The organism is Brumimicrobium sp., assembly GCA_023957385.1.
Lineage (GTDB): Bacteria > Bacteroidota > Bacteroidia > Flavobacteriales_D > Crocinitomicaceae > Brumimicrobium.
In genome coordinates, this window is the sequence record JAMLGZ010000001.1 from 1,225,763 (window position 1) to 1,239,060 (window position 13,298).

The 13,298-nt window shown below is 33.7% G+C and carries 11 protein-coding genes; 5 read left to right on the forward strand and 6 right to left on the reverse strand.

The window, feature by feature from the left end; genetic code table 11:
- Nucleotides 1-10: 10 nt before the first annotated feature.
- Nucleotides 11-1,897, reverse strand: a complete 1,887-nt coding sequence (gene htpG, locus M9897_05410; protein MCO5268314.1) for a molecular chaperone HtpG — start codon at nt 1,895-1,897, stop codon at nt 11-13.
- Nucleotides 1,898-2,042: 145 nt separating this feature from the next.
- On the opposite strand from htpG, the gene surE reads away from it, so the two are divergent.
- The 4 genes from surE (at nt 2,043) to M9897_05430 (ending at nt 5,506) form a co-directional block, all read left to right on the forward strand.
- Nucleotides 2,043-2,819, forward strand: coding sequence for a 5'/3'-nucleotidase SurE (gene surE, locus M9897_05415; protein ID MCO5268315.1), 777 nt, complete (start codon nt 2,043-2,045; stop codon nt 2,817-2,819).
- Between the two features lie 2 nt (nt 2,820-2,821).
- Nucleotides 2,822-3,130, forward strand: a complete 309-nt coding sequence (locus tag M9897_05420; GenBank protein MCO5268316.1) for a hypothetical protein — start codon at nt 2,822-2,824, stop codon at nt 3,128-3,130.
- Between the two features lie 56 nt (nt 3,131-3,186).
- Nucleotides 3,187-4,248 carry a lipid-A-disaccharide synthase gene (lpxB, locus tag M9897_05425; protein ID MCO5268317.1) on the forward strand — a complete coding sequence of 354 codons (1,062 nt, stop codon included), beginning with the start codon at nt 3,187-3,189 and terminating at the stop codon, nt 4,246-4,248.
- A gap of 73 nt (nt 4,249-4,321) precedes the next feature.
- The gene (locus M9897_05430; protein MCO5268318.1) at nt 4,322-5,506 is read left to right on the forward strand and encodes a SpoIID/LytB domain-containing protein; all 1,185 of its coding nucleotides are present in this window, start codon (nt 4,322-4,324) and stop codon (nt 5,504-5,506) included.
- 7 nt (nt 5,507-5,513) lie between these two features.
- Here the strand turns inward: M9897_05430 and M9897_05435 are convergent, their stop codons facing one another.
- Nucleotides 5,514-7,406: a RecQ family ATP-dependent DNA helicase gene (locus tag M9897_05435; protein MCO5268319.1), complete on the reverse strand. Its 1,893-nt coding sequence runs from the start codon at nt 7,404-7,406 to the stop codon at nt 5,514-5,516.
- A 100-nt stretch (nt 7,407-7,506) separates the two neighbouring features.
- Between M9897_05435 and M9897_05440 the strand changes: the two genes are divergently transcribed.
- Nucleotides 7,507-8,577, forward strand: coding sequence for a branched-chain amino acid aminotransferase (locus M9897_05440; GenBank protein ID MCO5268320.1), 1,071 nt, complete (start codon nt 7,507-7,509; stop codon nt 8,575-8,577).
- A 61-nt stretch (nt 8,578-8,638) separates the two neighbouring features.
- On the opposite strand, the gene M9897_05445 is transcribed toward M9897_05440, so the two are convergent.
- From M9897_05445 to M9897_05460, 4 genes are all read right to left on the reverse strand, one after another.
- Complete coding sequence (locus M9897_05445) at nt 8,639-9,280, reverse strand: hypothetical protein (protein ID MCO5268321.1); 642 nt, start codon at nt 9,278-9,280, stop codon at nt 8,639-8,641.
- Nucleotides 9,280-9,891, reverse strand: a complete 612-nt coding sequence (locus M9897_05450) for a fumarylacetoacetate hydrolase family protein (protein MCO5268322.1) — start codon at nt 9,889-9,891, stop codon at nt 9,280-9,282. Before M9897_05450 ends, M9897_05445 begins: the two co-directional genes overlap by 1 nt.
- Before the next feature lies 1 nt (nt 9,892).
- Nucleotides 9,893-10,753, reverse strand: a complete 861-nt coding sequence (locus tag M9897_05455; protein MCO5268323.1) for a 3'-5' exonuclease — start codon at nt 10,751-10,753, stop codon at nt 9,893-9,895.
- A 94-nt stretch (nt 10,754-10,847) separates the two neighbouring features.
- Nucleotides 10,848-13,262, reverse strand: coding sequence for a hypothetical protein (locus M9897_05460; protein MCO5268324.1), 2,415 nt, complete (start codon nt 13,260-13,262; stop codon nt 10,848-10,850).
- Between the last annotated feature and the right edge of the window lie 36 nt (nt 13,263-13,298).

Below are 13,298 nucleotides of genomic sequence, written 5' to 3' on the forward strand. Positions count from 1 at the left end.
ATGGGTAGAATTATATTGATTCTATACTTCTGTTTACAAAATTAGTCAATTCTTCTCCTTTTAGCATACCTTGAGATAGCATAGCTAAATCTGTCAACTGCTTTGCTTTCGCTTTGCGTTCTTCTCCTTTTTCATTGAGAATCACAGAAATTTTAGGGTGATTGCTATTAATTACCATGTTGTATGTTTCAGGAAAAGCTCCAAAAAATCCTGCTCCACCTAATTTTTGTTGTTCTTGCATCCTGCGAATGAATTCGGGCTGCGTTAAAATAATAGGTGCATCTTTCTCGGAGAGACTTTCAAATTGCACTTTAAATTTATCTTTATTGACTACTTCCTCAAAAAATGATTTAAGTTCTTCTTGCTCTTTTTCGTTTAGTTTGGAAGGAATTTCTTCATCTTTTTTGATGAGTTTTTCTAAGGTATCAGAATCAACACGTGCAAAACCAATATTTTCATTGTCCATTTCAACTTTTTGTATCCAGTGAGATGTGAGTGGACTTTGCAATTCTAGTACTTTATACCCTTTATCAGTAGCTGCTTTTACAAAACTGTATTGCTCGTCTTTATTGTGCGTGTATAAAATGATAGTTTTACCATCTTTATCTGTTTGTGCAGACTTTACGTCCTCTTTAAATTCAGTTACTGTGTAATATTTTCCTTCGGTAGTTTTTACTAAATGAAAATCTTTCGCTTTTTCGTTGAATTTCTCATCGGATAACATCCCATATTCTGAGAACACGCGTAAATCATCCCATTTACCTTCAAAGTCTTTGCGGTCTTTCTTGAACATATCTTTCAATTTGTCTGCAACCTTTTTAGTAATATGCGTAGATATTTTCTTAACGTTGCCATCACTTTGTAAATAAGATCGGGATACGTTTAATGGAATATCTGGAGAATCTATAACACCATGTAATAGCGTTAGAAATTCGGGAACAATCTCGGTTACATCATCCGTGATAAACACTTGATTTGAATACAGATTAATTTTGTTCTTTTGAATTTCTACATTTTCCTTTATACGTGGGAAATATAGAATTCCTGTCAAATTAAAAGGATAATCTACGTTCAAATGGATATGAAATAAAGGGTCTTCAAAAGTCATAGGATATAACTCTCTGTAGAAATCTTTATACTCTTCTTCCTTTAAATCAACTGGTTGTTTTATCCAAGCAGGTACAGTGTTGTTGATTTGATTAGGAATTTCATTTGGAACCTTTTTTATATTTCCTTGTTCATCCTTTTCTCCTTTAGGATCATCTATGTATTCAGTTTTACTTCCGAAAATAATTGGTATAGGCAAGAACTTACAATATTTTTTTAAGATTCCTTCGATTCTTCCTTTTTCTAAAAATTCTTTAGATTCTTTGGTGATATGTAAAACGATATCTGTTCCACGCTCTGTCTTTTCAATCTCCTCAATGGTGTATTCGGTGGTGCCATTACTTTCCCATCTAACGGCTTGTGAATCTGGATATCTTCCTAAAGTTTTTATTTCTACCTTATCGGCAACCATGAATGCGGAATAGAAACCTAACCCAAAGTGCCCAATAATAGATTCTTTGTTTTCAGAATCTTTGTATTTCTGAACGAATTCCTCAGCTCCTGAAAAAGCGATTTGATTGATGTATTTATCAATTTCTTCTGCAGTCATTCCTATACCGTAATCTCTAATAGTGAGTGTTTTTGCCTTTTCATCTAATATAACCTCTACTTTTAAATCTCCAACTTCACCTTTGTATTCACCATTTTTAGAGAGTACTTTCAATTTCTGGGAAGCATCTACTGCATTGGAAACCAATTCTCTCAAAAATATCTCATGATCAGAATAAAGAAACTTCTTAATAATTGGAAAGATATTTTCCGTTTCAACATTAATATGACCTTTTTTCATTTTTTATTATTTTTTTAGATACTTCCCTTTTGTCAATGTCTATGCCAATGACTTATAACTGTCAAAATGGCAAAATGAGTATTTCAATTAATTTCAGAATTGATTTCAAAAGATATGTTTATTTTTGACAGACTAAAATTGAAATATGACAAAACAATCTCCAATTATATTGATTACGAATGATGATGGGATACAAGCTAAGGGTATAAAATGTTTGGTGGAGGTAGCTAAGAATTTTGGTGAAGTTGTGATTGTTGCGCCAGATAAGCCACAGTCGGGTATGGGGCATGCCATTACAGTAAATGAAATATTACGCATGAACAAATCTGATTTGTATCCTGATTATACTGCATATTCTTGCACGGGAACACCAGTGGATTGTGTGAAACTAGCTATCTCTGAGGTTATCCATGGAAAGCCAGATTTGTTATTGTCGGGTATTAATCACGGTGAAAATTGTGCGTCAAATGTATTGTATTCTGGAACCATGTCAGCTGCTGTAGAAGGAGCTATGGAAAATATCCCTTCTATTGGATTTTCATTAATGGATTTTGATAGTGATGCAGATTTTACTGGAGCGAAATGGGCAGTAGAAAAAGTTATTAAACAAGTATTTGCTGGAAATTTTCCATCCAATGTCTGCCTGAATGTAAATATCCCTCAGTTTCCTAAAGATGAAATTAGAGGAATTAAGGTTTGTCGTCAAGCAAAGGCTTATTGGAAAGATACATTTGATAAACGTTTGGATCAGTTTGGTAAACCATACTATTGGATGAAAGGAGATTTTAACCGTGATGACTGGCATGAAGATACAGATATTTGGGCCTTAGATAATGGCTATGTAAGCATTGTACCTACTCAATTTGACATGACAGCTTATCAAGTAATAGAAGAATTATCTAATTGGAAATTTAATAGCTAAGCATGAAAAATTTAAAAAGAAAATTAGACTTTAAATATATTGGAGCCATTGTAGGATTTATACTCCCCTTGATTACTTTATTGATATTGTGGCAATGGAGATTACCAGAAAAAACATTTGGTTTATTTCTCTATTTCTTGAAAATCAGTTCTGATTTACGAGACAATATCCTGATTATGTCTATGCTTCCTAGTTTGGGGGTTTTTTACTTTACAAACTTTAGATTGAGAATGGATAGATTCTCAATGGGTTTTGTGAGTTTAACCGTTATCTATGCCACCATAATAACAATTCTAATGCTTGTTCTGTGAGAAAAATATACATTATAACAGGAGAAGCTTCAGGCGATTTACACGCGTCTAATTTGATGAAAGCAATGCTCCATTCTGATAATCAACTAGATTTTAGATATTGGGGAGGAGATCAAATGAAAGCAGTAGGTGGTACGTTGGTAAAACATATTTCTGATTTAGCTTTTATGGGATTTGTGGAAGTGGTAATGAATCTACGTACTATCCTTGGAAATATTAAATTTTGTAAACAAGATATACTTGAATACAAACCTGATGTACTTGTTTTAGTGGATTATCCAGGGTTTAATCTTCGGATTGCTAAATGGGCAAAATCTCAAGGAATCAAAGTGGTATATTATATCTCACCTCAAATTTGGGCTTGGAAACAAAATCGTGTATATACTATTAAAGAAGTGGTGGATAAGATGTTAGTTATTCTTCCATTTGAAAAAGAATTTTATGCCAAGTTTGGTATGGATGTATGTTATGTGGGACATCCTTTGCTTGATGCTATTGAAGATTATAGGGAGAGATTGGAAAAAACGAATTTACATGAGCAGTACCAATTAGACAATCGCCCTATTATCGCCATTCTTCCAGGAAGTAGAAAGCAAGAAATTTCTAAAAAACTTCCAATAATGCTGGAAAGTACAAAAAATATTACGGCCTATCAATTAGTTATTGCAGGAGCTCCCGCTTTGCCTTCATCTTATTACGATACTTTTCTGACAAATTATAAAAACGTAAAGATTCTTCATGGTCAAACTTATAATTTGTTATCTATTTCAACTGCTGCTTTAGTGACTTCTGGTACTGCTACTTTGGAAGCAGCTCTCTTTGAAGTTCCAGAAGTTGTCTGTTATAAAGGTTCTCCTATTTCCTATCATATAGCCAAAAGATTGATAAAAGTAAATTATATTAGTTTGGCAAACTTAATCATGGATAGGGAAGTGGTGCGAGAATTAATTCAGTCTGAATGTAATGTAAAACAGGTGCGAGAAGAGTTGGAAATGATTTTACCTCTCGGAAAGAAACATGATAAATTAAAAGCAGATTATAAAATATTGATAGAAACATTAGGGAAAGGGGGAGCTAGTCAAAAAGCAGCAAAAGAAATTCTTTCTCTGTTAGCATAATTTCCAATCCTTTTTGTGCATAATTTTTGTTTGTGCGTTGAAAATGAATAAAATTCTGATCTAATTTCGTATTATGTATCGCGTTATTCTAGGGGTATTATTTTTTCTATTTTATTTCCTTAGTTATGGAAAGGATATCCGAATTGGAGTTTATAGAGAAAACAACATCCAACAAATTGAATTTTCCTATTATAAAGAGAGTTATAAAATTTTTGGAGACACTTCTTCATTTGGCAATATTTTACCAAATGAATTTATATCTATCACAAAGGAGGGTAAGAAGGTCAGGCTAAAGAAAGGAGTGCAATCTATTGGTCTTTTTGATTCTATTCGGGTAGTATCTTCTGTAAAAGATTGTGCTCTACGCTTACGTCCTATTTCCCCCACGTTAAAAGAGAAGAAATATCAAGATAATTTTGTGATTTTTTCTAGCACTAAAGGTCTTACAATTGTTAATCAAGTTTCTTTTACGCATTATTTAGAAGGAGTAATAGAGTCAGAAGGAGGAGGAGGAAAACATATTGAATATTATAAAGTCCAAGCAATTATTTCTCGTACGTATGCTTTACGACATTTTCAAAAACATGCAAAAGAAGGATTTAATTTGTGTAATCAAGTACATTGTCAAGCTTACCACAATATGCTTCAATATACCAATGATATCAAAACAGCTGTAGAGGCAACAGAAGGTATATATATGGTTGACACAATAGATAATAAAATTATAGAGGCTTTCTTTCATGCTAATTGTGGAGGAGAAACGAGTACGGCTGATTATGTATGGAAGCAGGATGTTCATTATCTCCAGTCTGTAAAGGATACTTTCTGTATATATACTTCGCAAGCAACTTGGGAAAAGAGAATACCTAAAGTCGCGTGGAGAAACTTTTTGGTTAATAATTATTTCTATCCCATTGAAGATAGTGTATATGCGTCTGTTGTTTATTCTTTTTCACAGGAACATCGAAAGGCTTTCTATTTAACTCCTTCTTTAGGAATACCATTACGGGATTTGAGGCAACAATTTAAATTGAGATCTACCTTTTTTTCGTGCTATCCAGAAGGGAATAATGTTGTATTGAAAGGACGTGGTTATGGACATGGGGTAGGACTGTGTCAAGAAGGAGCAATGAATATGGCAAAAGCGGGTTATTCTTATCAGCAGATACTTTCTTTCTATTACAGCGGTATTGCTTTTCAAAACTCCTATGAAAATTTATTCTTTAGACAGATTCCAGGAGATGTAACTAATTTCTGACTAGACTTTATAGTTTTCTATTTTCAAGCATATTATTATTGAAGTATATCTTATCTTCATCTAGCATCCAGTTGATAATCCCTGAAATAAAAGTCTTATCAGTATGGGTAATTATTGTCATTAATTCATCCAAAGAGCGAGGCTTTTCTTGTAAAAGTTTAAAAATTATTTCCATTAATTCCTGTGCAGTATAGTTGGAATTATTCTCCGATAGACAAATATCACATTTACCACATTTTTCTCCTTTTTGCCCAAAATATTCCAACAAAAGAATAGAACGACAAATTGGAGCCTGTAGAAAATGCAGCATACTATCTAGCTTCATAGTTGCTGTTTGTTTACGATGGTCGTACACATCTTTCTCAATGCGCATATAGTCATCGGGTAGCCTTTCGTGTAGAAAAGTTATTTGTGGTAAATCTGTCTGCCATGTAGCCTCAATTAACCCTTGTTTTTCAAGATATTGTAGTGTTTTCGTTACTTGATCGTGACTTATTTTGAGTTGCTTAGAAAGAAAGTTCTCATCAATTTCTATAAAGTTGGAGAAAATTCCTGCATATTTCCTAGAAAGGAGAGAAATGATAGGGTCGTATTTTTCATTTTTTATTTGGAAATCATAAAGTGTATTGTTGTTAACAGCAAAACGTAACTTGGTAGGATGGTGTGCGGCCTCATTTAATAACAAGGTATCGTTTAACTCTAAGATTTTAAGTGCGTTATATGCTTCTGTTGGCTCTAATTCATATTTTTTAACAAAGGCCTTTATATCCAAATCGTACGTCTCATTTTCTCCTGATCCAATGGCTACGCCTAAATGATTGCAAATGGCACGATAAATCATTTTTATATACTCTATGGGAGGAAATGCTTCTTTTAGCCGTTGTTTCATTTTTATGACATCCATCTGATTGTAAAAGGCTAAATTGCGAGAAGCTTTTCCATCTCGACCAGCCCTACCGGCTTCTTGAAAATATGCTTCGATATTGTTGGGGACTTCATAATGTAATACAAAACGTACATCAGGTTTATCTATCCCCATCCCAAATGCATTTGTTGCTATAACTATACGAATTTGATTATGCATCCAAGCATCTAATGTATTTTTCCTATCTTCATTCGTCATGCCTCCATGATATACCCCTACAGATAAATGATGCGCTAAAAGAAGCTTGGCTATCTCTTTGGTTTCCCTTCTTGTCTGACAATAGATAATACCAGTGTGCCCTTTGAATTTTTCACAAACTTTGAGTATTGCATTTCGTTTGTTTTCTACAGAATAAATTTCATAGGAAATATTATCTCTGGCAAAACTCCCTTCATAATAGTTGGGATTTTTGAGTTTGAGATGTTGGATAATGTCTTCTTTTACTTGGGCTGTTGCGGTGGCTGTAACTGCAATGATAGGAACATTTGGAGCTATTTCGCGAAGCAAATGAATATCTAAATAAGGAGGTCTGAAATCATGTCCCCATTGAGAAATACAATGAGCCTCATCAATAGCAATAAGTCCAACTTGCATTTGTTTAAAGCGAGTGAGAAACAATTCTGTTTTTAATCGTTCAGGAGAAACATATAAAAAATCTAATCCTCCAAATTTAGCATTATCTAGAATGATATCAATTTCTCGTTTACTCATCCCGGAAGTAATAGCAGCGGCTTTTATTCCTTTGGATTGTAAGTTTTTAACCTGATCTTGCATCAGTGCAATTAGTGGTGAAATAACAATGCATATACCATCACGAGCTAGTCCAGGAACTTGAAAACAAATAGATTTTCCACCTCCAGTTGGAAGCAGTGCAAAGGTATCGTTCCCAGTTATAACGCTTTGGACAATATCGCCTTGTTGCGCTCGAAAACTGTCATACCCCCAATATTGTTTTAAAATTTCTTGCGCTGTCACAGTGAACTTTATAATTCAAAAATAAGAATAAATAGGTTATTTCAGAGATGAACCAAATGTGAAAACAATAAAATGCTTATTTTTGTAGGAGACAATTATTATGAGTACACAAAACTATACAATTAAGACCAACAAAATTCAGGAGAGTAGAATCAATGAGGTAGATTGGGATAATATCGTGTTTGGACACGTTTTTTCAGACCACATGTTGGTGATGGATTATACAGATGGAGAATGGCAAGAGCCAGAAATTATGCCTTTTGGAGCATTACCCCTTCACCCTGCTACATCAGCAATACACTATGGTCAATCTATTTTTGAAGGCATGAAAGCTTATCGAAAATCAGATGGGACTCCAGTGGTATTTCGCCCTGAGATGAATGCTACTAGATTTAGAAAATCTGCATATAGAATGTGTATGGCTGATATACCAGAAGATTTGTTCATGTATTGTTTGATGAAGTTGTTGAATTTTGATAAGGATTGGGTTCCGGTTAAACAAACTAACGCTATGTATATTCGCCCGTTCATGTTTGCAACAGATGGATATACAGGAATAAAACCTTCTCAAACTTATCGTTTCATGATTTTTACATGCCCAGTTGGTCCGTATTATACAGAACCCATTGGAATAAAGATTGAAGAAGAATATACAAGAGCTAATATAGGGGGAGTTGGTTTTGCCAAAACAGCAGGAAATTATGCCGCAGCTCTTTATCCTACAAAATTAGCTCAAGAAGCAGGTTATCAGCAGATCATTTGGACAGATGGGCAAACTCACGAATATATAGAAGAAGCTGGAACCATGAATGTCTTGTTTGTAAAAGATGGGAAATTAATTTCTCCAGCAGAGTCAGAGACCATTTTGGCTGGAATCACAAAGAGAAGTTTGATAGAAGTAGCTCAGTCTAAAGGTATTCAAGTTGAAGAACGTAAAATTTCTGTAAAAGAAATAATTGAAGGGATAAAAGATGGCTCTGTGACTGAAGCATTTGGAGCAGGAACAGCTGCTACAGTGGCTCCAATTAAATTAATTGGGTTCAGAGGAGAGAATTATCACTTAGCACCGATTACAGATGGTTCCATGTCACAACAACTAAAAAATACGCTAGATGATATCAAATATGGTAGAGTAGAAGATACCTTTGGTTGGTTGAAAGAAATAAATTAAATTTTCGTAAAATCAGGTTTAGAATTTTCTAAATAACCTACTTGGAGAATAAATACAAAATTTATTTAGCAAAATTATTTATTACTTCCAAGAGTTGTGTATTCTCAATATCGTGTTTTCCTTCGAATGTTAGGAAATGAGTTGAGTACAACTGTTCAGCATAAAAGGCTCGAAGTTCTTCAATATGATCTTTGAAGTATTCGTCATCTTCTCCTACAATGAAATAATTAGTGGAGTTAAAGAGTTCACTTTCATTCTCCTCTATATGGAGGTCGGGTGGGAATACGCTAGCCCATAAAACAAAATGATTAGCATGAAAACTCCCATATTGATGCCAGCGCGCTGCTGTAGCCCCTCCTTGCGAGAATCCAAGTAGAATTTTATTTTTAAATTGTTTTTTATCGAGTAATTGCTTGGCTAGTTGATCGAGATAGTTCATATTATCTTGAATATCATCTAAACGTGCTTCTTTCGTCATCCAAGTTGCTCCGACACGTCCACTAGTACCATTTTTATAAAATCGATTTAATCCTTCCGGTGCTACAACAAAATTTTTGTTTGGATCTAGTCCATGAAATTTATGAATAAAATAATAGGGAAGTTGTGCATAACCATGTAGAACTATCCAAATGTTTTCAGCAGTTTCAAAGTTTCCATAAGTAAAATAGCGTGCTGTTTTCTGTACGGTAAGATGATGTTCCATTATTTGATCTTTAAATCCAATATCTTTTCACCTTCTATGTATCCAACTAAATGGTCTCCAATCTGGACAGGGCCTACACCAGCGGGTGTGCCAGTAAAAATTAAATCTCCTATTTTTAATGTCATAAATTGAGAGATATAAGCAATTAACTTGTCAACAGTAAACAGCATGTCTTTTGTATTTCCTTGTTGTACAACTTCACCATTCTTTTCTAAGTGAAACTGAATATCTTGTATATTCTTTCCTTGAATAGGGATGAATGTATCTCCTATAGGAGCGCTGTGCTCAAAGGATTTTGCAATTTCCCATGGCAGACCTTTAGCCTTACAAATATCTTGTAAGTCACGCGCCGTAAAATCTATACCCAGTGTCATAGAATCATAGTAATCATGGGCAAATTTTTCAGCTATATTTTTTCCTACTCTAGTGATTTTAATAACTATTTCACATTCATGGTGTAAGTTTTGAGTGAATTCAGGATAGTAAAAAGGGTTTTTCTTTGGAAGTAAGGCGGTATCTGGTTTCATAAAAAAGACAGGCGCCTGTGGAACTTCTGCATTCATTTCTTTTGCATGATTCACGTAGTTACGACCAATACAAATGATTTTCATATTACTTATTAAATTTGTTTTTAAGCGCCTCAAGTTTATTTTCCATACGTTGTGTTTCTTTTTCTTTATAGATAGTTTTTTGTTCTTGACGATGGTTTTTGATTCTATCCATTTCTTTTTTTAACACTGCTTTTGTATGTAGAGGAAAATTACCATTTAACATCCATCCATAATAACCCGGTTCAATCTTATCTACTTCTTCAATTGTTTTTCCTTTGTGTTTACCGAAGTTATAGCTAATTTTTCCTTGCTCATTTTTAGCTAATCTTCCAGCAAAATCTACAATTTCAAATTTATTATTTACAGAAAAATCTGACAGGAAATCTACATTATTTTCCAATTCATTATAACGAGAGATTTGTGCCTCTAATACTTCCCATGTAGCAGTCACATCGGCTAAAGCGCTGTGTGCATTTTCTAAATCTTTCTTACAATAGAATTTATATGCTGCTACAAGGGTACGTTGCTCCATCTTATGAAAAATATTCTGCACATCGATGAACTTACGAGCATTCATGTCAAAGACATGTTCAATTCGTAAAAATTCTTCTGCTAGTAACGGAATATCGAATTTATTAGAATTGTATCCAGCTAAATCGGCACTTCCGATAAACTCGGCAATTTGATTTGCTACATCTTTGAAAGTAGGGCAATCCTTTATGTCTTGATTGGTTATGCCATGGATTTCAGAGCTTTCTTTTGGTATTTCTATTTCAGGGTTTATTCGTAAAGTTAAGTTGTCTTTCTCTCCTTTAGGGGAAATCTTCAAAATCGAAATCTCAATAATTCTATCTGTGGAAATATCTAAACCAGTTGATTCGATATCAAAAACACACAGGCTATTTGTTAATTTTATATTCATTTGACTACAATAAAAAGTGGGTCAATTGACCCACTTTATTCATATAACAAATATCGAATCTTTCAATCAAATATACAAGTTGAAAGCAATATTATTAATCCTTTATTTCAGCGTCTTTAGATTGTTGTAGATTAGTTGGCAAATCATTTATATTTGAACCGGATAATTCTATTACCACAAACTGATATGGTATATATTTCTTAACTTCAGTTTGCATACCTCTTTGGTATTCTGGTCCATTTACACTGACATCTCTTATCTTAATTGTCACTTTACCCTTAATGTCACTAAATGTATTTATATGATTATTAAGGATTTTAACGATATTATTAGCTCTTGTTTGTGCTAATTCCATATTGTTTTTAAACTTGGAAGTAGTCACTTTAGAGGCAGATGCATCCACATAAAGAATGAATTCTTTTCTTCCTTTTTTCACTTGGTCATGCATAATATCAAATAATTCTTTCAAGTGACCATTATTTGGATCTACTTCATTGTTATTATAACCAAAGTAGTGTTTAATACCAAATGGAAGGAAATTACCAGCATGGATGAATTCTAAATCAAGGATAAAGTCTTTCTTCACAGTAGGTTCTTCAGGTTCACAGTCTGTTCTGAACGTTTCTTTGTAAAATACTTCTCCTCCTTTATCAAAAGTAACTTCATATTCATGACAAGGTTGAAGTTTAGAAGCATAGTCACCTGAATTTTTATCAAATGGAGTAATAATAGCTTCATTATTATCTTCGCAATCTAAGCAGCGGATTTTAAATACCACATCATCAGGAATATTCTCATTATTTCTAGCAATCACTTTACCATTTATATCTAATTCTCCAATGGCAGTTTCCACTTCTTCAATTTGAATGACGATATCTTTCTTGATTTCTTGATAACCTTTTTCACATTCTGTATTAAACGTCTCTCGTTGAAGCTCTTCTCCTTTTTGTGTTACAATCATTTCGTAATCACGGCAAGGATCGAGTGTAGAGAAAAATCCTCCATCTTCTGGGCGTAAATAAATTTCGCGCGTTTTTAATTGTTCGTCTCCACAATTTTTACAATTTAAAGTAATTAAGAAATCTTCAAATAAAAGAGGTTCTCCATTGGATGTAGATACATTTCCCAATAATACTTTAGCATTTTTTACTTTAAGGTTTTCTGCTTCAACTCTGTAGATGTCTTTTTCTCCTATTCCTCCTTCTCTGTATGAGGTATAGTAGCCCACTGTTCCATCAGCTATTGAGGTGAAATAGATATCATCTCCGGTTGAGTTAAGAGGATACCCTAAGTTAATAGGAGTACTCCATTGTTGTGTATTCGGATCTAAAACTGAAACGAAAATGTCAAAACCTCCCATGCTGTTTTTTCCATTAGAAGCAAAATAAAGTGTAGTATTATCAACAGCTATGAAGGGACCATCCTCATCGTATTCTGTGTTAATTGTTGGACCTAAATTGGATGGTTCACTCCATTTTCCATCAGGAAGTTTAGTGATTCGGTAGATATCTCTACCTCCATAACCACCTTCTCTATCAGAAGTAAAATAACCATATTGACCATCTGCACTAAATGCAATATGAGGTTCCCATGCATCTGTATTTACTCCTTTTATATCAAGAGGTTTTAGTTCTCCATAGCCTTTTTGCTCAAATTTACTAGTGTAGATATCTCCATTTCCTTCATCATCTTTATAGAAGTATACTGTCCGTCCATCAGGAGCCATATAAACGGAAGCTTCGTTTCTATCTAATCTTGAAAAGGTCATCAGTTCAGCCTCTTCCCAGCCGTCAAAATCTGTCCTTAGCGCACGATAAACATCTTCTAAATAGAGAGTTGTACCTGGCTCTTTATAATCTAAATTTAGACTATCTAATCTAAGTCTGCGAGATGTAAAAAATAAGGTAGTCCCATCTAATGAAATAACTGGGGAATAATCGGCGTATTTTGAGTTAATATTATCAGATAGATTATCAATTTTGTAGTTGCTCGGGTTCTTCATGTATTCTTTTGCATTATCGCATTGAACCATATATAAGTTAGTCTGAGCTATTAATTCAGGATCTCTTGATTTAGAATCTAAGAATATTTGGTAGTTTTCCTTTGCTTTATCTATATTATCAGTGAGATGGTAACATCTAGCTAGATAAAAGAATACAACTGTAGGGGATTTCTTTTCAGATGTAGAGAAGAAATCAAAATTCTTTTTAGTTCCTGTTGCTGCCTTTTCAAAATAAGGTATAGCTTCTGATGGGCTATGGAAAATGGAATTAAATAAGCCTAATCCTTTTCTAAATTGGAAATTTAGATTCTCAGGATCCATTCCAAGTAGTTTGTTGGCTATAGTAATACTTTGGTCATATCTATTATTTAATATAGCTTCTGTATTACGTTGAACAAGTTGTTTTTTAGTTGCGGTACTAATGAAATCTTCTGGCAAATCATTATCCTGTGCATACACAAAAGATAGGGGGAAGATAGTAATTAGGAGAAGTGATAAATTTTTCATTTTGCTGATTATGAAGGTAAAAATAATGAACTTATT